This is a genomic window from Chitinophaga rhizophila, assembly GCF_019492185.1.
Lineage (GTDB): Bacteria > Bacteroidota > Bacteroidia > Chitinophagales > Chitinophagaceae > Chitinophaga > Chitinophaga rhizophila.
Genome location: NZ_JAICCF010000002.1, coordinates 326,992 through 347,334, shown reverse-complemented (window position 1 = coordinate 347,334; position 20,343 = coordinate 326,992). Strand labels below are relative to the sequence as shown.

At 39.5% G+C, this 20,343-nt stretch carries 20 protein-coding genes and 1 pseudogene; 12 read left to right on the top strand and 9 right to left on the bottom strand.

Translation table 11 applies throughout. The features are described 5' to 3' along the window. The first annotated feature begins 102 nt into the window (after positions 1–102). Positions 103–576: a hypothetical protein gene (locus K1Y79_RS10315; protein WP_220249937.1), complete on the top strand. Its 474-nt coding sequence runs from the start codon at positions 103–105 to the stop codon at positions 574–576. A gap of 163 nt (positions 577–739) precedes the next feature. Here K1Y79_RS10315 and K1Y79_RS10310 read toward each other — a convergent pair whose 3' ends face one another. Continuing rightward, entirely contained in the window at positions 740–1,534 is a 795-nt protein-coding gene (locus K1Y79_RS10310) for an SDR family oxidoreductase (protein ID WP_220249936.1), read from the bottom strand. A gap of 125 nt (positions 1,535–1,659) precedes the next feature. On the opposite strand from K1Y79_RS10310, the gene K1Y79_RS10305 reads away from it, so the two are divergent. Further along, positions 1,660–2,043: a winged helix-turn-helix transcriptional regulator gene (locus K1Y79_RS10305; RefSeq protein ID WP_220249935.1), complete on the top strand. Its 384-nt coding sequence runs from the start codon at positions 1,660–1,662 to the stop codon at positions 2,041–2,043. 118 nt (positions 2,044–2,161) lie between these two features. Here K1Y79_RS10305 and K1Y79_RS10300 read toward each other — a convergent pair whose 3' ends face one another. From K1Y79_RS10300 to K1Y79_RS10275, 6 genes are all read right to left on the bottom strand, one after another. Further along, positions 2,162–2,554: a Rid family hydrolase gene (locus K1Y79_RS10300; RefSeq protein ID WP_220249934.1), complete on the bottom strand. Its 393-nt coding sequence runs from the start codon at positions 2,552–2,554 to the stop codon at positions 2,162–2,164. A gap of 314 nt (positions 2,555–2,868) precedes the next feature. Continuing rightward, entirely contained in the window at positions 2,869–3,819 is a 951-nt protein-coding gene (locus tag K1Y79_RS10295; RefSeq protein ID WP_220249933.1) for a DUF5996 family protein, read from the bottom strand. A 299-nt stretch (positions 3,820–4,118) separates the two neighbouring features. Then, on the bottom strand, positions 4,119–4,487 hold the full coding sequence (locus tag K1Y79_RS10290; protein WP_220249932.1) for a nuclear transport factor 2 family protein: 369 nt from the start codon (positions 4,485–4,487) through the stop codon (positions 4,119–4,121). Between the two features lie 553 nt (positions 4,488–5,040). Then, positions 5,041–5,835: an SDR family oxidoreductase gene (locus K1Y79_RS10285; protein WP_220249931.1), complete on the bottom strand. Its 795-nt coding sequence runs from the start codon at positions 5,833–5,835 to the stop codon at positions 5,041–5,043. Between the two features lie 108 nt (positions 5,836–5,943). After that, complete coding sequence (locus K1Y79_RS10280; RefSeq protein ID WP_220249930.1) at positions 5,944–6,522, bottom strand: TetR/AcrR family transcriptional regulator; 579 nt, start codon at positions 6,520–6,522, stop codon at positions 5,944–5,946. Positions 6,523–7,215: 693 nt separating this feature from the next. Next, entirely contained in the window at positions 7,216–8,607 is a 1,392-nt protein-coding gene (locus K1Y79_RS10275) for a right-handed parallel beta-helix repeat-containing protein (protein WP_220249929.1), read from the bottom strand. 1,101 nt (positions 8,608–9,708) lie between these two features. On the opposite strand from K1Y79_RS10275, the gene K1Y79_RS10270 reads away from it, so the two are divergent. From K1Y79_RS10270 to K1Y79_RS29525, 3 genes and pseudogenes are all read left to right on the top strand, one after another. Continuing rightward, the gene (locus K1Y79_RS10270; protein ID WP_220249928.1) at positions 9,709–10,293 is read left to right on the top strand and encodes a hypothetical protein; all 585 of its coding nucleotides are present in this window, start codon (positions 9,709–9,711) and stop codon (positions 10,291–10,293) included. 212 nt (positions 10,294–10,505) lie between these two features. Then, positions 10,506–10,766, top strand: a complete 261-nt coding sequence (locus K1Y79_RS10265; protein WP_220249927.1) for a hypothetical protein — start codon at positions 10,506–10,508, stop codon at positions 10,764–10,766. 15 nt (positions 10,767–10,781) lie between these two features. Further along, positions 10,782–10,931 (top strand): annotated as a pseudogene (locus K1Y79_RS29525) (DUF6443 domain-containing protein); the annotation flags it as partial. A 342-nt stretch (positions 10,932–11,273) separates the two neighbouring features. On the opposite strand, the gene K1Y79_RS10255 reads toward K1Y79_RS29525, so the two are convergent. Both K1Y79_RS10255 and K1Y79_RS10250 read right to left on the bottom strand, forming a co-directional pair. After that, on the bottom strand, positions 11,274–12,224 hold the full coding sequence (locus tag K1Y79_RS10255) for a DUF5996 family protein (protein ID WP_220249926.1): 951 nt from the start codon (positions 12,222–12,224) through the stop codon (positions 11,274–11,276). A 137-nt stretch (positions 12,225–12,361) separates the two neighbouring features. Beyond that, positions 12,362–14,149, bottom strand: coding sequence for a hypothetical protein (locus tag K1Y79_RS10250; RefSeq protein WP_220249925.1), 1,788 nt, complete (start codon positions 14,147–14,149; stop codon positions 12,362–12,364). Between the two features lie 416 nt (positions 14,150–14,565). Here K1Y79_RS10250 and K1Y79_RS10245 point away from each other — a divergent pair, with 416 nt between their 5' ends. The 7 genes from K1Y79_RS10245 to K1Y79_RS10215 all read left to right on the top strand — a co-directional run bounded on the left by K1Y79_RS10245 (position 14,566) and on the right by K1Y79_RS10215 (position 20,321). Next, a complete protein-coding gene (locus K1Y79_RS10245) occupies positions 14,566–14,877 on the top strand; it encodes a hypothetical protein (protein ID WP_220249924.1) in 312 nt (103 codons plus the stop codon). Then, positions 14,852–15,319: an SMI1/KNR4 family protein gene (locus K1Y79_RS10240; RefSeq protein ID WP_220249923.1), complete on the top strand. Its 468-nt coding sequence runs from the start codon at positions 14,852–14,854 to the stop codon at positions 15,317–15,319. The genes K1Y79_RS10245 and K1Y79_RS10240 overlap by 26 nt, the downstream gene beginning before the upstream one ends. 424 nt (positions 15,320–15,743) lie before the next feature. Beyond that, entirely contained in the window at positions 15,744–16,856 is a 1,113-nt protein-coding gene (locus tag K1Y79_RS10235) for a DUF6794 domain-containing protein (protein ID WP_220249922.1), read from the top strand. 417 nt (positions 16,857–17,273) lie between these two features. Continuing rightward, positions 17,274–18,080 carry a hypothetical protein gene (locus K1Y79_RS10230; protein WP_220249921.1) on the top strand — a complete coding sequence of 269 codons (807 nt, stop codon included), beginning with the start codon at positions 17,274–17,276 and terminating at the stop codon, positions 18,078–18,080. A gap of 124 nt (positions 18,081–18,204) precedes the next feature. Continuing rightward, entirely contained in the window at positions 18,205–18,741 is a 537-nt protein-coding gene (locus K1Y79_RS10225) for a hypothetical protein (RefSeq protein ID WP_220249920.1), read from the top strand. Between the two features lie 508 nt (positions 18,742–19,249). Further along, positions 19,250–19,579 (top strand): hypothetical protein, encoded by a 330-nt coding sequence (locus K1Y79_RS10220; RefSeq protein ID WP_220249919.1) that lies wholly within the window; start codon positions 19,250–19,252, stop codon positions 19,577–19,579. A gap of 235 nt (positions 19,580–19,814) precedes the next feature. After that, entirely contained in the window at positions 19,815–20,321 is a 507-nt protein-coding gene (locus tag K1Y79_RS10215) for a hypothetical protein (protein WP_220249918.1), read from the top strand. The last annotated feature ends 22 nt before the right edge of the window (positions 20,322–20,343 follow it).

Below are 20,343 nucleotides of genomic sequence, written 5' to 3'. Positions count from 1 at the left end.
ACGTTACAGAAAATGAGTATTTTATCGATAACTTTGGCTCAGATTCGGTAACATATGAACTTACGTGATGAACTCCTAAGAGAGTATAGCAAAGCAAACTGCATGCGGATCGTAGCCTGGATCGGCCATTCTGAAGAAAGGTTTGCGCAGCTGGTACACTTGTTTATCCATGAGGAATACCGCGTAGTACAAATGGCCGCATGGCCATTAAGTTATGTATTGGAGGTTCATCCGGAACTCGCTAAAAAACACCTGCCTGTTTTGCTTGACAACCTGGAAAAACCGAATCTGATATCAGCAGTAAAAAGAAATACCGTTCGTGCTTTACAGTCAATCTCCATTCCAGAGGAATACCATGGAACTGTGATGAATCGATGTTTTAACTACATTAGTGACCCTACAGAGAAAGCGGCCGTAAAAGCTTTTTCACTGACTGTCCTGGAAAATCTCTCAAAGATCTATCCTGACATCAAGGGAGAACTCAAGCTCATTATCGAGAGTAACATAGAAAATGAAACTCCGGCATTTATCTCAAGAGCAAAGAAGATTCTTATCCGGATGTCCCGGACTTCATAGTAAAGAATATATTTGTATGGCTGACTAAAAGGTCGGCCACTTTCTTGTAACAAGAGGGCCAATAGTATTTTTACATAGGACAGCCTTGCTATCATAATTGTTTTGTGCCTCTATAAAACGCTGTACTACTTTTGGTAATTCCATGATGATGTGATGTGAGTTTTTAAATTGTTGGTATTGTTCCTCCGTCAATGACGAAATTTGTTCCTGTTAAGTAGGTAGCTCTTGGTGAAACTAAAAAGCCAACCAATTCTGCGACTTCTTCGGGTTGGGCAGGTCTGCCGTAAGGTATTCCACCCAATGCATCCATGACACTTTGCTGAGCTTCTTCCACCGTGCCATTTGCATTTCTTGCAATCTCGCCCAACCAGGCTATCGATGCTGTTGTATTTATCCATCCCGGCGAAACAGTTAGCACGCGGACACCTTTAGGCGTAACTTCATTTGATAAACTTTTACTGTAATTGATTAATCCTGCTTTTGAAGCTGCGTACGGCAGGGTAGAATCGTATAGCGGCAATTTACCTTGGATAGAAGCGATGTGAATAATTACACCACTTTTCTGGTCGATCATTTGTGGTAAAAATCCCCTATCAAGCCTGACAGGAGCAAGTAAATTTGCTTGTAAGGTTGATATCCAATCCTCATCGTTCAATGCTGCAAAACCACCGGCAGGTGTGGATGAACCGCCGAGGTTGTTTACCAGGATATCCAGCCTGCCAAAGGTTGACAGCACTTCGCTGATTACTTTTTGCGTATCTTCTGCCTTGCTCAGGTCAGCAGGAACAAAGTAAAGGTCCGCATCTGGCTGTTCGGGTTTGTTCCTCGCGGTAATGACTACTGTTGCACCAGCGGCCTTTAAGCGTTCTGCGATTGCTCGACCAGCCCCCTTGGTTCCGCCTGTTACTAAGGCTATCTTACCGGATAATTCGTTGCTGTAATTAAATTGCTGTTCCATATGTTTTTGTTTGTAGTGCAAATCTCGATACTAGGCAGGAAGCAAACAATTACGGGCTTACGAATCGGATACGGACAAATTTATCCGTATTGACCGTTGATCAGTTGTGTTGTATATTTGTAGTTATGTACATTAAAAAAACTACTCCGACGCTTAATTGTGGGCTTGACCTGGTTGGTGAAGTATTGTATGGAAAATGGAAGATCCGTATTCTTTGGTTCATCCATATAGGCAACTTACGGCCAAGTGAACTTCAGCGGAAAATTCCGGATGTGACCAGACGGGTGTTGAATGTGCAATTGAAGGAACTCGAAGATCATGAATTGATCACTAAAAAGATCTTTCCCGTTTTGCCTCCAAAGGTAGAATACAGTCTTACTGAATTTGGCAACACACTCATTCCGTTGATTCAATCCATAGGTCTTTGGGGCGACGAACATGAGGAGCGACTGCGTAGGGTCATTTTAAAGCACAATGCAGGGGCATCGGGAATGGAGGGGGATTACTAAGTGGCTCTATTACCGGTCATATAATACCATAGAGAACAACTTTCAAGAATAAAAAAGGCTTAGATTGCGCATCCAAACCTTCTTTAAGTATTTATTTTCGATAAGATTTTGAGATATATTATTCAGTGGCAATAATTTTAATTTCTACCAATTGTCCCGGCAAGGCAAGCCCAGTTACTCCTACCATAGTACTCGCTACCAATTTAGGATCAGTATAATACACTGTTTTAAAGTTCTTTCTTGCTTCAAATGCAGAACTCATATTCATTGTATAGATAACCTCTTCAACAACGTTATCCATTGTCATTCCAAATCGGGATAATAATTCTTTGATATTTGCGTAAGTCTGCTTCATCTGGGCATCCATGCCTTCCGGTATTTCCCCATTTTCGTTGTGACCAAGCTGACCGGAAATCCAAACGGTATTTCCTTTTTTTATTGCTTGCGCATATCCATAAATATCTTCCCAGGGCATTCCGAAGCCTTCTGCTTTCTTGTTTTGTTGTGGCATTTGTTATGAAATTTTGATGTTTAACTTATTTGGCAAATTCAAAATGCAGTATTCGACAGCGCATTCTACTGGTGTAACCAAATTGGATTTAGTGATCTCCCTAAATTTGCAAGTATTTGAAAAGAGGATAAGTCACCTAAAATCACACGTTGAACATTCAACTTTAACGCCAAGTATTTAAAATAATGATTTTAAATTATTTATGAAATGGTAAAATGAAAGTCAGTTGCGATATTTCGTAATTTTACGGCAGAAGTATTTATATTTCGTAGATTTTGAGTTTGTGATATAATCTTTTTGGATTTGTTGTTAAGCTAATCTTTCCGATGGCATCCATACGCGAACTCAAGCTCCGATAGGTTACATTCCAATGTTTTCCGGTCCCAGTTGCCTGTATTGGCGGCAGCTTCATAGGTGGATTGCAGGAATGACAATAAAACTTCTTCCGGATTGTCTGATTGCTGCACTACTTCATAGGGCAATAGAAATTCTCCCATCTCCTGACTGAAGAAGGCGCTTTCAGGCTTTACCTTAGATTCACCGTACGCCGGATTGCCAGGATAGCAGTAAGCATAAAATGCAGCGTGCGGATATTGTTCGTTTCCGGGCCAGAATCCACATGAACTTACTTCTTTGGAATAAGCTTCCTGCATCACTACTGCCGGAATATTGGGTGCTACACCCTGATGTTGTGGCGCATCTTTTCCGGAGAACCTGGTGACAGCCATATCAAAAGCTCCCCAAAAGAAATGTACAGGACTGGATTTGCCTGTAAAGCGGGAACTGAATCGCGTAAATACATTATGCACTTTAATCATCGCTTGCCAGTAACGTTGCATACTTTGCGCGTCATATGATTTGTGAATTTCATCCTCCTCAAATTTGATAGGATCACTTAATTCACAGGGCATGGTCGTAATATTAACATCGATTTCCAGGGCAGCTAATTTCTCAAATAACGATTTGTAAAAAATGGCAACTGTTCCCGGCTGAAGTGCCTGTATTTCCTTCTTACCTTTGCTGGTAGTGATAATCAGTTGATGTTGCACAAAGTCGAAGTCTATCTGAAAAATACCATGCTGATATGGTACACTTCCTGTGCTTAATCCTGACGGCGTCACATACAAGGTTACGTGCCAGGAATGATTTAACCAGGGCATTTTTCGCAAACGTATTTTACCTACCATCTGTGTCCACAGGTGAACCGTGTTCAATGTGTCTTTCCAATCGTCATACCCGATTACCGGCCAGTTATTATTACTCATGAATTTAATTTTTCCAGGTTAAAATTTTTATGAGATAAGAAAAGTATGTTGCTGCTTAAATTGATACTTAATGAATCAGCGCTTAGTGAAGTTAAGTAATGTTAAGGTAAAGTAAAGTATTTGTGGTTTGTGTAATTTACAACCCGGATGCTGGTATCCGGTTCGCCGTACTTGTTGAACTGGTAATGAACATAGCATTGTCACCACCTGCATTATCTGTGAGGGGAAAATTAGCAAGTGCCTCAGTTTAGAGGTTGCCCCATTGATCGGTGAGTAAGGCCGTTCCTGATATGATATAGTTAATGATCAGCTGTCGATTTATTTTTTTCAACCGGAAACAAATTTTCGTCCACAATCGTTCCCTGCCCGGCAACACGGCACCAGCCTGCCGTATTTTTATGATAGACTTCGAGCCGGCGTACTTTAATGTGCACATCTTGACTATCAACTGTCAGATGTACATTTGCCAGAAAGTTAATGACCGCCGTATTGCCATCATAAATGCGTATAAACTCATAGCCCTGTACGGGCTCTACAGATTTAAATACTACTTTCTGTTTTATTTGTGCGACTTTCCATTCGTTAAAGGAAAAGGAAATATCTCCTTTGGGGCCTACCGCTATGAAATCGTTACAATCTATGCAGGAGCCCGGCTTAATTTGATGCATCAACTGCCGGAGAGCTTGTCGTTACTCCGGAAAGCTGGTAGTATCTATTTGTGCATACAGGCGGCAGCAGGCGAGGAGGGCGATTAAGACTGGCACTATTTTTTTCATGGGAATGCGTATTTTCCCAAAAGTAAGTCGTGCAGTTACCGGTGAAAGTAAAAATAGATGAGTTGCGGCAAAAGCGCCGTTTCATGCTGATTTTTATCTCATCGTTGTATGGTTGGGATCCATCATAGAGCGACGACTGGATAATGACCATGCTACAATTTTTTTTGAGAAAGGCATTCTGAACCTTCAGCTGTCCAATCTGAGCATACAATTTCTGTAGCTGATCGGCTTGTTGCACCTATTTCTTAGTGCCTGCATCGGAGTCAAAGATTTTGCTGACTTTGATTTCTAGTATAAGAACTCCTTAAAAAAATACGGTGCCTCAATTATTTTTGAGACACCGTTTTGCTATTGTGAGGTGTATTAACCGTTTTATGGTATCCGAAACCATACTGCTTGTGTGCAGCCTTCTCTTATCCGGTAGCTTCTAAACCAACATACTTTATCAACTGACTACTGGTAAGGATCCTCCGTCAATAGCATAAATTGAACCTGTGAGGTAGCCAGCAGCAGGCGATACCAGGTAACGCACCAGTGAAGCCACTTCTTCAGGTTCGGCCATTCTGCCCATTGGAATTCCGCCAGTCTGTTTTAGCAGCTGTGCCAGTGCCTCCTCTTCTGGTATGTTTTGTGAAGATGCATAATCCGTGATGAATTTTTCCATTGGCGGCGTTTTCGTGGCACCGGGAGATACTGTCAATACACGTACGCCTTTTGCTGCCAGCTCTGTGGAGAGCGCTTTGCTATAACTGTTAAGAGCCGCTTTAGATACGGCATAGGCCAGATTTAAGTTCCAAAGCGCCTGGCGTCCTGCGATCGATGAGATATGGATAATCACAGTGTCTTTGCGGGTCATCATCTGCGGCAGCAGCTCTCTGTCCAGGCGAATGGCTGCGATCAGATTCAGCTGCAGCTCATCCTCCCAATGCTTATCGGTGAGGGTACTGAAGCCACCGCCAGGGGTGGTTAATCCACCCACGTTATTAATCAGGATGTCTATTCCGCCAAACTTTTCATTGATCTCCCGCGCAAGTAATGTAGCATCTTCTGCCTTAGTCAGGTCTGCGGCAATGAAATGATGTTCGCTATCTCCTGTCGGTTTATTTCTCGCTGAGACGATTACCCGCGCGCCTGCTAATGCTAATTCATCTGCTATTGCCTTACCGATACCTTTCGTTCCACCGGTAACCAAGGCTGTCTTACCTGTTAAGTCTGTGTTGAATTTTGTTGTGTGTGCCATGTATTTTATTTGTAATTCTGAAATGATTGTTTCAAAAAACTGCAGCACCTAATTTGCTGTAGTGTATGATTATTCTGTATCGATTGTTTCAGAATAAGGTAAAAAATTTTACTTGGAGATCTGGCGGATAAAATACTGCCCCATCTTTCTGATTTTATCTGCGTCTTTGTGGATGATGTAAGACTCATACCAGCCTGTCCAGGTGCTGATAAAGTAATCCGCTATCAGCTTAGGATCTTCCTCATCGGAAAGATGCCCTTCGTCCATAGCCTTTTTAATTAATGACGTAAGGAATTGATCTGCGTATTCGCTGTCGTTTTTAAGAATTGCTTTCACCTTTTTATTGTTGGCACCAACCTCAAATGCAGCCTTAATCGCCATGCATCCGTTCCGGCCATCTGTGATGACTTTAATGGCATCATTTATATATTCTACCAGTATCTCAAAGGCCGGTTTCTTGCTGGACATCCTTTGCTGAAGGTCCTTTTTTCTAAGATCGGTATAATGGGTTATACATCTCAAATAGAGTTCGCTTTTGTCGCCTATGGTATTGTATAGACTGCTGCTGTTGATCTTCATGGCGTCCGTGAGGTCACGAAGGGAAGTACCATTGTACCCCTTTTCCCAAAAAACTTCCATTGCTTTCTGGATCGCTTCCTCTTCATTAAACTCGACATTTCTCGCCATAACTGTCTTATTGATGCAAATATAGGTATTCTGAAACAAATGATTCAGATTTTTTTATGTAAGCCTATTATGTGATGGGGCTGAGCACCGGGCCGTTACTGGAGGAGACGCTTTATTATCCTTATAGGCTGATAATGCAGAGATACTCACTAATGCATTGAAACGAACGAATTATGCCGACAACCGGGTTAAATATAATGGGATGGAGTTACAATATAAAGAATTTGCTAATGGGAGTCGCTTGGTGTTGTATGATTATCGGGCAAGGACGTATGATGTACAAATTGGGAGATGGAGAAGACATTCTCTACCTGGGTGATCGTTTCGGTTTTACTTTACAGACTCCATTACAATAAGCCCATGTACCAGGGCATCCATTTTAATTACTTCTTCAACGTTTTAATATCATTTAAATCTACATACCCTTTACCTAGACATCCTGTGCACTCAATTTGAATGTTCTGTAGGTGTTGTATTTTTAAAAGTTTCTGAAAAAGTTCATAATAGAGGGATTTTTCCAGATATAGATTATTCGAGTAATACGAAAAAAATGCCAAAGTATTTTTGTGTGGTCAAAAAATTACTAGTCGGCCCTCTGTCTGCAAAGAAAAGGACCGACCTTTTTGGGTCAGTCCTTACTTATTGCATTTTTACCAGTATTATCTAATTATGTAGTGAAGCCTGGATGAAGTATTATATTCTTCTGTAACCAGCTGTACCCATCAATGATCCTGTCAGCGGCAGGTAGTAGTTGTTGGCACTTGCTCCCGCGGCAGCACTGGTAACAAACTTTTTGTTTGCATAGGTACCAGTACCTTCTGTGACAATGGCGCTATTTTCCAGGTAGATATAGTTCTTGTCGTATATTGTACCTGTACCATTCCTTGGTGCTATTAGGGCGTTTGAGTTCAGGATATTTGCACTCGTCTGACCACCAGAACCATTGATGCGGATAAGATTTCCAGCAGCGTATGCAACGGTGTTGTTTGAAAAGACCACGATGGCATTAGCGCTACCTCTCATGCTTATTCCGTCAAGCTGGCCATTGCGGAACAGATTATTGACAATAGTATGCTTGGAACCGTTTTCACCTGAACCATAGAACTGGCATAATTCACCCCAGCCATCATGTACGTAGTTGTCGTGCGTATTTGTGTTTGTTGTACGTCCACCGATCAGGATACCACCGTTATGTGCATAATTTTTCTGCGTTGCCCAGTTGCTCACTTCGTTGTTATGTACTTCCAGCTGATCAATTGCAGATGTTTGTATACCATCAAGGCCTATATTGCTGACAACATTGTTATAGATCTTCACATTACGCCAGATGATAGGCTGTACATACTGATGACCTGCGGTAAAACCTGAAGCTGCTCCATAGTAAGGCACGTTGGAAGTAAGATCCCAATAGGTAGCGGTATGTCCGATATACATTGCCTCATTGGTCGTATTTTTAATAACAATATCGTGTATGGAGAGATTCTGCATAACAGTATTTGGATAGGCTGTAGATGCATCGTTCTTAACAGGGTCGGTCTTCGCAACGATACCATTACCGCCGTCCTGTATTGTCAGATTGGATATTTCGATATTGTCTGACTTATTACCAATCTGCAGATCGTAATAAGCTGCTTTAGCGGCCTGTTTGGACCCATTAATAACCATTGATGTATTGCCTGATTGTCCTCCTAACTTAATGTAGTGACAATTCCATAAAACAAGTCCGGTGCTGTAACCACCGCCATTCCAGGCTGGATCACCGATATTAACGGTAGTGCCGGAAACGTTACGGATAGTTATCGGAGCAATCGCACTACCACTGGTATTAATGACCTGTACGGATTTGAATGTGCCCTTTAGATTTATGATATCTCCAGGCTGATAAGTTTTGCTACTGTTGTCAATCAGTAGGCGTCCACTGGCATCAGGGACAAGTGTAAATTCTCTTCCGGTCGGAGTTGCGGTAGTAGCGAGATTATTGATATCAAGTTTTTCTTCAAGAATTGCCTCTTTTTTACAGCTAAAGGCACAAGATATGGTAGCTGCTACAATCACTGATTGCGCAAATAATTTGAAATTTTTCATTTTTATTAGGATATGTTTTATGGTCGCAGGTATGTTTATCCTACGAAGGTTCTGTATGGTTTACGAAATAACAATTTGCATTCTCTTCGGTCTTCAGTATGAATGTTTCCGGATCCATTCAGTAACTGGCGTATTCGGTTATTCTAGTGTATTCAGTAGTATGATCGTTACGATGCGTACATAGTTACCAACGGAGTGCCATTTCTGCAAATTATAGTTATCTGTTTGAAAATCAATAACATATGTATGGGTATTGCGAGCTTGTCTTTTCCAATATCTGGAAAAATCCGTCGGAATCCGGAGAAATGAAATTGGTAATCGATTAAGTAAATAGAGCTATTTCAAAATCGACAGCAATTTTAAACGAAAAGTAAATTGGTTACTTGACTGTTAATAAGATGGAATTTGTATCAGTTAAAGAAAGAAGGTAGGCCCCTTCGCTTATATTAAGCTAATCGTAGGAGATGATGTTCAGATCAGTACTCATGCTTATAAAGGTCTAACCGACGAATTATGGAAGGCACCTGTAAAAGATATGATGGCGGGTATAGTACAGACTTTTGGAGGTAGTAATGGAGAAAATGGAGTGCATGATGTGGTACTTTCTAATAGCAGATGAACAGGAACTTACGGTTGTTATCTATCCGCTCCTCTTCGCCAACATCTGCGACTATGAACCAGGGCGTATTGTCAGTTAGAAAATAGAGGCCAATAAGTTGACTTCCTGTACATGCTGTTTTATTTGCTCTTCCGTTAAGTATTGAGGAGTCTTCTCCGAAAATTGCTGAGTGTTTCTTCGTTCATTTTATATACTAGTGTGGCTGATGGAATTACTTAGACTTAGTACCCTTAAGTTAAAACATGATTTTACTTGCTTACATTGGCAATTGTAAACGGAAACTGTCAAAAGACAATGAATTGTTTTATTACTATATTTGACCAAACGAGATTCAATGATGCATCAGTAAATAAGCATCAGCATTATTGATTGAACCTATCTCCATTAAATTATCTCTGCCTATGATTCAGACTTATTTAGATGGACGCCAAGCCGCTCAAGAGGTTCATGAGAAGAAAAATTACAGTCGATAAAATTATAGTATGAATAAAATAGATGGTTCATTTGTTTTGACATTCGTAGCATTAATCTTACTTATATGTGCCTGTGACATGCCCAATGGCGGGGCTAATAATAGAAGTGATAGTGTTACAGCTGATTCCAACAAATCGAAGTTAGAAATCGATATTGATTCGTCAGAAGAAGGTTTATATGAATTGGATGAAACTTATAATGCTTATATCCGTACGTATAAAGATACGATATGTGTAGATACACTAATTTTTAAAGATAAATCCAGGATTCAAATTGATTTTTGTCATTTTTGTCGATCAGATAGTTCAGTCCACATACCCCCAAAATATACTAAAATATATAATATTGATAATTTCGTTACACACAACTTTGTGTCAAATTTGAAGGTGAAAGTAGATGATATTTGTGTTGTGGACACAATTATTGGGAAGTCTGATTTTGTAAATTCAACACCAGAATATCTAAGGGACTATGGGGTGTTATTATACCCAAAGCTTCATTTTGAAAATATTGGACGTATTGAAATAAAATATAGTTTGTCAATACCTCTAACAGAAGTAGGAAAAGAGGTAATTTATAGTTATACACTATAATTTCTTCATGATCTACTATGTGACCGCTAATACAAAGAGTCCATTTGCGAATATTATATTATGCTTTGGAGAGGTAAACCGGTTTTGTATATTTTTTGGGGCTTTTAATAAAAGTGCAATAGTGTTTGTTTCAATATACCTGTTATAGTAAAATAGTTAAGTAAAACTGTCTGCAAGTATAGCTACCAATTACAAAGTAAGTAAGTCCCTCTATGAAATTTAGTGTACTGCGTGGAATTATCTTCGTTGCAACCCTATTGTTATCATCTGTCCCTTTTGCACAAAAGCCGGGAGGAGTACGTAACACCGCTACTCCAGTTCTGTTACCACCATCTTATACCAATACTAATATTAACTATGTCAGTGCCTGGGAACCGGATATGCCGTTGAGTGATACTGGAGCGGTGATATCGACTATCAGAAAAGTTAGAGAGGTAAAGCAAACGACCCAGTATCTGGATAGTTTAGGCTGATCTGTAAAGACAGTAGTAAAAGGAGGCACTGCAAACGGAAAGGACATGGTGCAGACGATTGTTTATGATAAATATGGCCGGCAGCAGTATCAATATTTATCTTATGCAGATCAATCATTTGCAGATGGCATATACCAATTTAAGAGGTTATTTATTCGCGTGTAGCGTTTACCGCAGTATTAATAGAGATTAACATCGGATTAAATTACCGAAGTCAACATAAAGCTATTTACTTAAACAGCATGTAAATAGTTTACGGCCAAGGTATACAAAGAATGGTTTTCGCAAGATTAAATACAAAATTCAGCAGGCACAGTTAAGGTCAGGTAAGCTGATCATAACATTATAACTACACTTCCTAAGCCTCAGTCCGATTTGGCCGTGATGCTAAAAATATCCTTCAAATGCATAATATTCTGTATTTGTTAGTATAGCAGTATAAAATTGAAAAGGGGCGTCTCAAAACTTTTGAGACACCCCTTTTCATTTGCCTGGTTATTTGTTAATCTAATCTTTCCGATGGCATCCATACGCTAACTCAAACTCCGATAAGTTACATTCCAATGTTTTCCGGTCCCAGTTGCCGGTATTGGCAGCAGCTTCATAGGTGGATTGCAGGAATGACAATAAAACCTCTTCCGGATTGTCTGACTGCTGCACTGCTTCATAAGGTAACAGAAATTCTCCCATCTCGGGACTAAAGAAGGCGCTTTCAGGGTTTACTTTAGATTCACCGTATGCCGGATTGCCAGGATAGCAATAAGCATAAAATGCAGCGTGAGGATATTGTTCGTTTCCGGGCCAGAATCCACATGAACTTACTTCTTTGGAATAAGCTTCCTGCATCACTACTGCCGGCATATTAGGCGCTACACCCTGATGTTGTGGCGCATCTTTTCCGGAGAACCTGGTTACTGCCATATCAAAAGCTCCCCAAAAGAAATGTACAGGACTGGATTTACCTGTAAAGCGGGAGCTGAATCGCGTAAACACATTATGCACTTTAATCATGGCGTGCCAGTAACGTTGCATACTTTGCTCGTCATATGATTTGTGAATTTCATCCTCCTCAAATTTGATAGGATCACTTAATTCACAGGGAGTGGTTGTAATATTTACATCAATTTCCATAGCAGCTAATTTCTCAAATAACGATTTGTAAAAACTGGCAACTGTTCCCGGCTGAAGTGCCTGTGTTTCCTTCTTACCTGTGCTGGTGGTGATAATCAGTTGATGTTGCACAAAGTCGAAGTTTATCTGAAAAATACCATGCTGATAGGGTACACTTCCTGTGCTTAATCCTGACGGCGTTACATACAATGTTACGTGCCATGAATGATTTAACCAGGGCATTTTTCGCAAACGTATTTTGCCTACCATCTGTGTCCACAGGTGAACCGTGTTCAATGTATCTTTCCAATCGTCATACCCGATTACCGGCCAGTTATTACTACTCATGAATTTAATTTTTCCAGGTTAAAATTTTTTATGAGATAAGAAAAGTATGTTGCTGCTTAAATTGATACTTAATGAATCAGCGCTTAGTGAAGTTAAGTAATGTTAGGCTAAAGTCAATTATTGGTGGTTTGTATGATTTACAACCCTGAGACTTCTATCCATTTCGCCGTACTGGTTGAACTGGTATTAAAAATAGCATCTTCACCACCTGCATTATCTGTGATGGAAAAATTGACCAATACTTTTCCTGCCTGGATAACTAGCTTCGAACGTGGAATAGCAATCTCCACTGTATATCCCCGATCTGTGTCGTTACTTTGGGAAATAGTTCCCTGGAAAGATGCCCTCACGTTTGATTGGGGATTTCCAGCTACCCAGCCTGCATTATATCCATTTGTGGATCTTAGCCCGTTGTGTGAGACCATGAACCTTCTGGCGCCATTCGTCAGCTGATCGTTAGTGGTAACAGGGCTGATCAGCAACGTGGCAAAGTCTTCAGCAGCTATGTTATCATCAAGCACTTCAATCAGGAAATATATACTGTCTCTGTTCACGGCTACGCGGAGTGTTGCCTGGGCCTGGGATTTTTCACCTACAAAGAGCGCTTCATCTGTATTCGTCCATTCCGAACTGTTTCCATCTACTTGCACCGTCCTGACGGTTGCATTGACACGATGATTCAGTACAAACTTCGCAAGCTTAATTACGCCGCTGGAAGGATTAGGAAAGACGCCGATAACCTGGTGACTGTTTTCAAGTTCCAAAGAACCCCAGAATCCTCCTGTTAGCGGTGTATAGTTATCGCCGAAGTGACGCGCAGATGTGTCGCCCATTTTCATATGAAAGCCGGAAGCGCGGTTGTACGAAAGAACAGTTTCTCCTGAAGGGAACTGCCTGATATATGGAGCGCTTCCCAGAAAAGCCTTGTCGTTTCGGTCCTCCGGTCCTTCCTGGTTCACGGTAAGATGTGTCCATGCGCCGTCCGTACCAGAGTATGCAAACGAAATATAGTAGTCGATACCGGTGTTTGCTTCAATAGCCGCAGCCAGTTCGTTGCGGTTGTTCAGTTTTATCACAGATGGCATCTGATTATTGAAGAATGTAGTACCGTTTTTCTCATACCGTGTACGCAACACATAGTACGGATCGGAACCGAATGCCGGCGTCCAGGTACTGCCGTTATCATTGGAAACGACCATTCCCGTGCCGGTATCTGTTCCAACGGTGCCCGTCCGGTCGCTGTCGGTAAAATAGCAGTGGATTTCTCCGGAAGGTAGCTGCAACAGGTAGGGCTCCCAATTGATGCCCTGATAGATCGCTATCGGATCACTCCAGGTAACGCCATTGTCGGTACTTCTCCTTAAGGCAATGCCGGCATCGAGTGGCTTTTTCAAAAATCCTGCATTAGCCCGGTAGGAGGCTACTGCCAGTATATGACCGTTTGAGAGCACCAGGGCATCCCCGTTTGAGAAGCGGCGCTCATTTGCCATTCCGTCCTGGTCAGTAATGGGATAGGACTTGAAAATCTCGTTTCGGGGTGTCCATGTCTTGGCGTCTGGACTGGTTGAGTATCGGACACTAGCGCCGATCTGATTGTTATGGAAGAACAGAATGTAGCTTCCATTCGCTAATTTTTTTACGCGTGGATAGTTCGGAGTAGTGGCGCCAAGAGATGATTGTCCCAGGCTGACATAGCTCCTGTAATTCATTTTTAAGGATGACCGGGCGGTGGATGCAGCATGGGAGTTAATAGTTGTTATACCCTGGTTGAGTTCCTGAATTGGAGTGATCTGTAATTCCTGGGCCATAAGTCTTTCAGGAGTGATTTCGTTTTCAGGATTTGTGTTCTTTTTGCAGGCCCATAACGTGGAATACACTGCTGTAAGCAGTATACAGGTCATGATTTGCTTGGTTGTTACGTTCATTGCATTATTTTGAGAGATTATAAATATCGTATCCGTGTAGTATTAACGGATACAGTTTTTTCGTTGTAAAATTCCATATAGTTAATGTAGTGGCAACGGCAGTTGATAATTTCAGATATCACCAGACAGGGCAAATTTCATTATCCAGTTACATTATAATGATGACATTTGTCGAAAAAAATCGTAGTTATTTGTCTACTTTTATTTTAATAAAAACATTTATGTCGGATACAAAGCTAAATGAAGGATATCTGCTATCACTTTGATGGATCAAGTTCTTATCTTCTAAAGACTTCCGTTAATGAGCATGGCATTTATATCCGTTCGTGCGGGCACGATTTTGCCACATTACTTTCCGTGGACCTGCAAACTATGCAACGGTGTTCATGAGCAAATAATTTGATAATCCATAAAAGATGCAACTATGTTTTACCATCAGAGACGGCAACACTTCCGTGAAAGACTACGCTTATGATGCTAATGTGAATATGATCGCAGATTTGAATAAGAGGATATCATCAATTACTTCTAGCATTCCCAATATTATTTTTCTCTATAGTGAATTGTTCAAGATGGGATTGACAGTAGAATGGGTTACGGAGCAATTGGGGTTATATACGAAGGCAATAGAACAAGGAGGAGATAAGTTAAAAAATGCTCAGCTTCCTTATAGAAAGGAATTAATGGAAAAATACTATCATTATGGGATCAGATATATTAACAAATAACTTAGCAATGCTAACTGAATATTGGAAGAATCAAAATATTGATATCGTGCAAAATTTTGATTATGAGATTGATGCCTTTCAGAAGGATGCAAAAGTTGAATTGCCAGATGATTTTCGAATCTATTATCTGACAATGAATGGAATGTCCTCGCATTTTCCTAATTGGATGGATAAAAATGGTTTTTTGTTTTATCCCCTGGAGGAAGTTGAGCCTTTTAATAAAATATTTAAAAAAAGATGGGGGAACCGAGATAAAAAAAATATTTTGATATTTGCTGAATACATGCACAAAAGCTGGTGGTACGGCATAAGAATAGATAATGTTAAAAATGCATATGAAATCGGAATAATCTCGGATGAAGATCAATTTAAACCGATTAGTAACTCACTTTCAGATTTTATACAATTTTATTTACAGGACGCTTCAATACTATATGTTTAGTAAGTAATATGACATCTTGCTCACAAATGTATATTTGATTAGCTATGCAAATGCGTTGTTCTTTAAATTTATTACCGCTAACATAAAGGTCAAAGTCTATTGATATCTTATAATCACTTGATCCCAACGGCCACCTGAGACCTCAGGTGGCTACTTTTTTTCAATGCGACTTGGGTTACGTTGATGCAAAAACATCCATCAGAAAGTCTGAATCTTCCATTTTGCCTCATCTCTCATTCTCTCACCTTTACACCATTGTAACTCTTATTCAATTTGATGATGAAAATATATCTGTTTTAAGGATGCTACGTTTACAGATGATGTTTAACATACAATTAACTGATAAATGAGTTTTGTGTATTATTGTGCGATAGTCATTTCCGAAAATTATTTATACAGTGGTAAATTTAATGTACCGATTAATATGAAATATTTCTTAGTGATTAATGTTTTTTTATTGCTAGCTGCTATGAGGGGCTATGCTCAACATAGTAATGTACCGAGCAACATGAAGCAAGCAATTCGCTTTTTAGACAGAGATTGTCCGGATAGTTTAAAGTCAATTATTAAGGAGACGGCAAATCCAAGATTGAAGGAACTTAGTTATCCATGGGGAGGGAACTACAAAACCATTTATAATTGGACTAGCAATGATAACGAGAATTCAAAAATTATAAAATATCTCTCACGTAAAGGTGTGAATGCAAATCAGGAAACGATAATACTAATTGCTTTTAAGGAACATTTACTTGGAGAAAAGTTAAACGAAAACGCCATTTATACGCCTTGGAAAATTCTCGAGGCAAAGAACAAGGCGGAAGACAAAGTCAGGTATACAACAGATAGTTTGAGAGGGATTTATATTCCTGTCAACCTTGAAGACTGCATTAGACAGATAGACTTATTCTGGAGTGATAGTATTAGATCAAATGTAAAACAGCTAACTGAAGATCAGTTTTCTGTTAGAGCACATCATGGATTTGGTATGTGGATAAGAAATAATTGGCAGCTGTGGGCAGGATCCAGACTCTCTAAGTATTTTAATGACAAAGGAATATATCATCCTGATGATATGTCCGGAATTATCCTGGATAGCTATCACAGACGCTTGAATAATCGGGATATCAAACTTGAGGATCAGATTCAACATTATCTGGATTATTGGAGCAAGTCGAAGATGGAGGCGATTGCAAGAAAAAATGAAGAATTTGACGCCTATAAAGTAGGTGATACTCTCACATATAAGTATAGATATGGTTATGTTTCAAAAATGCAAGAAAACAAGGAATCAGATGATATTTGTATAGCCAAATGCCTACTCTTGGAAAAGGACTCAGATAAACACCTTCTTAAAATTCGGTTATTAATAAGTTGTAGCAAAAAGGGGATTATCATTTATGATAATAAGGATGAACAATTGTACGATCCTGTGACAAAAGTATGGAGCCGCCCTTCAAAAAGAATTAGGAAGTGCGCAAAGCCTGGAAAATCATATTGGAGTGATTATAATGATTGGTCGATAGACGCAATAAATTAAGAGTGTACATTTGTGAAATGTTGATAAGAGATACGTTATTAACGAAAGGGTTTATGCAGCATAATATGCACTCAATTTAATATTAGAAGATAATCAGGCATGAGAAGGCAGCGAGTGCCACTGACGTCCTCCCTTAAAAACTGTAGTAAGTAGAACTGGAAATTTCGGGGTAATCACCAAAAAAATGCCCCCTAAAGGTGTTAACTTTTTTCGGGCACTTCAAATACTCCGACTTTTCCGCTTTAGTGCCCAGTAGCGGTAGATTGCCGAACCAAATGCTGTTGATTATTATGAAATTACAGCGAATCCGCTCAAATACTTGAACTTATTACACGTAGTATATGGTCAGCGTTGGAATTGTTAATGACATACTTAATATGCAAAATGAGCTATATTTAAGCGATAACTGATAAATAGATGAAAAAACAGAACCTATTGACATCTATACCCATTCTGTTCCTACTATTGAGTTGTAAGTCATATATTAAGCCGGCAACGAATGTTAAAGAAAAGTTTCATTGCCCGGCAGTTGTACAGAAGCAAACTAAGCATCCTGTTGCCTGTTTGGAAATGGATTTTATGAATGAAGTATTCTTCGAGTTCAGGGGTAAATATAAATTCACGGATACATTATTTTGGGATGATGATCGCCCCTGGCAAGATTCAACCTCGGAAAATGATTTCATAAATGAGCAAAGTCAGCCTGAGATTAACGACAGTTTACATACTGACGGATTCCAGATTATTCCGGATTATAGAACTTCCATCTATTGCAAAAACCATTTATATGGGGAAACCTACTGTTATTTTCCTGTATATATAGTGAATGAAACATCTTCCACAAAAGTATTCTATGGAAAAGATTCGTATGCCTTTGGCATTCAGGAAGCAATTGACACATCAGGTAGTAAGCAATGGCACCCCATTGAGGCCATGGCATTTGATTTCTGCGGTAATGGCAGTTTCGGTGTAAAAGTTCATCCAGGTGAATTTGTGATTCTTTTAGTACTCAAATATCAAGGGGAATTAGCAAATGCGATGAGGCTCAGGATTAGGATAGGAGAGTCATTATACATTTCCAGATCTTTTATTGGCTCCTACAGTGCGAAACAATTCAATATTAATAAGGACACCCGCCCTTATCGGAATCTAAAAGACCGCAAAAATCGCCCTCCTTTTGATCTGTTTTACGGAGCAATTCCCAAGGGACATGATCCATACTAGATCGCGCTTTTCAATTTTTCCGGGAATAAATGGATAGTCCTGGAAAATAGATATTCTTAGATCAAATCAAACTGGTAATAGATCCTTTTGTATAAAAGTCAAACACTGCAAGCAGTATAGTCAGATGACATACACATATAAACTCAATCGCGAACTACTCATCTATCAGGAAAAGATCGCTCCATTTGAGCTGAAAACAGGAACAGTCTATTTCCTGAAATCAAATATTGATGTGCTGGTAACGTCTTTAATGGATACACAACGTAGTAATCATAGTATGGTCGGAAAAGCGTATCATGTTCCCTATTCAAATGTGATCAGATGGTTGAGATCCAGAAGCGTGTACTATCTGCTTGAGAAAAGAATGAAGGATAAGGACGCGCTGGATGCCTATTTCCGGTTTTTTAATCTTCCGCATGATGTCATTGTCAAAGATTTGCGCGGAGTGCTCTGCAATCAGATATTTAACTTTGAATATAATTATGAGCAGTATAACTTATTCCTGATCAACTCAGCAGGAATGGATATACTGAGCATTGACGAGTTGCGTAGTTACATGCAGCAACGTACTACAGCACAAAAGTGTGTGCTTATATACGACACAGCATTACGACGTAATGATGATAATAGTGCCGTGTTCCAGTTAGAAGAGTGGAAATAGTCAGATACATCTGTCAACAGATAGCAGGTAACATTATTGGTTACCTGCTATTTTAGTATACCTCATTACATACTGATCAGGTATTATAAAGTGTGTTACATTATTTTCTGCTTTCTAGCCTGCTTGTAGACAGTATTTTCTTTTTCAAGGGCTTCCTATCTAATTTATACGAATTTCTGCACTGCCTCGACGGCTAGTTGTTGAACATGAAACGGTCAATTACATTTCTGTAATTGCGATAACTTAAGTCTTTACTATTTTACTTCGTTTAACCGTGTTTACTGACATTGGATCAGTATTCCCTTCTTTTCAATCACCGAGCGGCGATATTGTATACAAGTAATAACCAAATTACCCCCTGATGCTCAAAGTGGAGTTAAGAATGCAACGGGAGGACTTGAATATTCAACCGGATATAATACTTTAGGTTTAGGAATTTCAAAACCTGGAATCGGATATGGTCAGGAAAATGGTTATACATTTATGCACTATTTTCAAATTCAGTGATATGAGTAAATTTATTTTGACTTTTGCAGTATCTGTTATAATCTTTAGCTGTAACGATTGTCGATATTATGCTAAAGAGTTTAAGAAAAGACAATTTGTAATTATTGTGCGAGAGAAGTACATACATGATTATAAGCAGATTACTATTGAGGGGGTTGATCTGACAGGAAAGAAGGCACTATTTGATGAAGTAGGGTTTCGTGATTTATATGATATGGTAGAAGTTGGAGATACATTAAGAAAGGAACTGGAGACGGCAGATATCAGAATATTTAGAAAAGATACCAGCTTCGTTTGCTCATGGTACTGTAATGGACAAATCGTAAAATAATAATGTTTAGTTATTCAATAGTTGCGTAGTTTTTAAGTGGCCAAACTCCCTATATTCGGGCACTCAATCCAAGGCTAACCTGTTAACATCTATTGACTGGCCAAATGGTGGCCGCACGGAGTATGATTATGAACTGAATGTTTACGGAAAATATAATGTTTATCATCAAGGAAGTGGAATAAGGATAGAGAAAACACGTCAGATAGAAATCGAAAGTTTATAGAACGGTCATAACATGCTCAACATAGGATATAAAATTGCAAAACTGCGCAAAAGCTGGTCACAGGCAGATCTCGCAGAGGCAGTGGACGCCTCGCGGGATTGGAACGCAACGGGAACAGCCCCTCTATCTATATGGCCGTTAATATTGATGTTTTCTCAGGGAAATTCAATCCCTCAAACAGCACGCTACGTTGAAAAGCCGGTTTACAAAGTTTATAAGATTGATTCGATTAATAATTACTATTTGGTTTACGCGAAGAGTATTGCTCTGAAATATATGATTGTCTCTGTAAAAGCGAATGCTAAAAATAAACACGAAAAAATATTAATAGGAGGAGAATACAGATTCAGACTTCATTCAAGATTTGAACAACTGAATGAATTTGGCGATCCACTTCTTAGAACTCAAGTTAACTGTTATTTTTATGATGATTCGACTGCTATTTGTCTAGAAAGAAAAGATTCTATTTATGATTTGTACCGAGCAAATAATCTAAAAGGATTATACATTAAATTATAGTTGAGCTGCCAAATATAAATTC

What these genes read in the sequence shown, in the direction of transcription:
- K1Y79_RS10315 (WP_220249937.1), top strand. Translation starts at nt 103, where the DNA reads ATGCGGATCGTAGCCTGGATCGGCCATTCTGAAGAAAGGTTTGCGCAG.
- K1Y79_RS10310 (WP_220249936.1), bottom strand. Translation starts at nt 1,534, where the DNA reads ATGGAACAGCAATTTAATTACAGCAACGAATTATCCGGTAAGATAGCC.
- K1Y79_RS10305 (WP_220249935.1), top strand. Translation starts at nt 1,660, where the DNA reads ATGTACATTAAAAAAACTACTCCGACGCTTAATTGTGGGCTTGACCTG.
- K1Y79_RS10300 (WP_220249934.1), bottom strand. Translation starts at nt 2,554, where the DNA reads ATGCCACAACAAAACAAGAAAGCAGAAGGCTTCGGAATGCCCTGGGAA.
- K1Y79_RS10295 (WP_220249933.1), bottom strand. Translation starts at nt 3,819, where the DNA reads ATGAGTAATAATAACTGGCCGGTAATCGGGTATGACGATTGGAAAGAC.
- K1Y79_RS10290 (WP_220249932.1), bottom strand. Translation starts at nt 4,487, where the DNA reads ATGCATCAAATTAAGCCGGGCTCCTGCATAGATTGTAACGATTTCATA.
- K1Y79_RS10285 (WP_220249931.1), bottom strand. Translation starts at nt 5,835, where the DNA reads ATGGCACACACAACAAAATTCAACACAGACTTAACAGGTAAGACAGCC.
- K1Y79_RS10280 (WP_220249930.1), bottom strand. Translation starts at nt 6,522, where the DNA reads ATGGCGAGAAATGTCGAGTTTAATGAAGAGGAAGCGATCCAGAAAGCA.
- K1Y79_RS10275 (WP_220249929.1), bottom strand. Translation starts at nt 8,607, where the DNA reads ATGAAAAATTTCAAATTATTTGCGCAATCAGTGATTGTAGCAGCTACC.
- K1Y79_RS10270 (WP_220249928.1), top strand. Translation starts at nt 9,709, where the DNA reads ATGAATAAAATAGATGGTTCATTTGTTTTGACATTCGTAGCATTAATC.
- K1Y79_RS10265 (WP_220249927.1), top strand. Translation starts at nt 10,506, where the DNA reads ATGAAATTTAGTGTACTGCGTGGAATTATCTTCGTTGCAACCCTATTG.
- K1Y79_RS10255 (WP_220249926.1), bottom strand. Translation starts at nt 12,224, where the DNA reads ATGAGTAGTAATAACTGGCCGGTAATCGGGTATGACGATTGGAAAGAT.
- K1Y79_RS10250 (WP_220249925.1), bottom strand. Translation starts at nt 14,149, where the DNA reads ATGAACGTAACAACCAAGCAAATCATGACCTGTATACTGCTTACAGCA.
- K1Y79_RS10245 (WP_220249924.1), top strand. Translation starts at nt 14,566, where the DNA reads ATGCAACTATGTTTTACCATCAGAGACGGCAACACTTCCGTGAAAGAC.
- K1Y79_RS10240 (WP_220249923.1), top strand. Translation starts at nt 14,852, where the DNA reads ATGGGATCAGATATATTAACAAATAACTTAGCAATGCTAACTGAATAT.
- K1Y79_RS10235 (WP_220249922.1), top strand. Translation starts at nt 15,744, where the DNA reads ATGAAATATTTCTTAGTGATTAATGTTTTTTTATTGCTAGCTGCTATG.
- K1Y79_RS10230 (WP_220249921.1), top strand. Translation starts at nt 17,274, where the DNA reads ATGAAAAAACAGAACCTATTGACATCTATACCCATTCTGTTCCTACTA.
- K1Y79_RS10225 (WP_220249920.1), top strand. Translation starts at nt 18,205, where the DNA reads ATGACATACACATATAAACTCAATCGCGAACTACTCATCTATCAGGAA.
- K1Y79_RS10220 (WP_220249919.1), top strand. Translation starts at nt 19,250, where the DNA reads ATGAGTAAATTTATTTTGACTTTTGCAGTATCTGTTATAATCTTTAGC.
- K1Y79_RS10215 (WP_220249918.1), top strand. Translation starts at nt 19,815, where the DNA reads ATGCTCAACATAGGATATAAAATTGCAAAACTGCGCAAAAGCTGGTCA.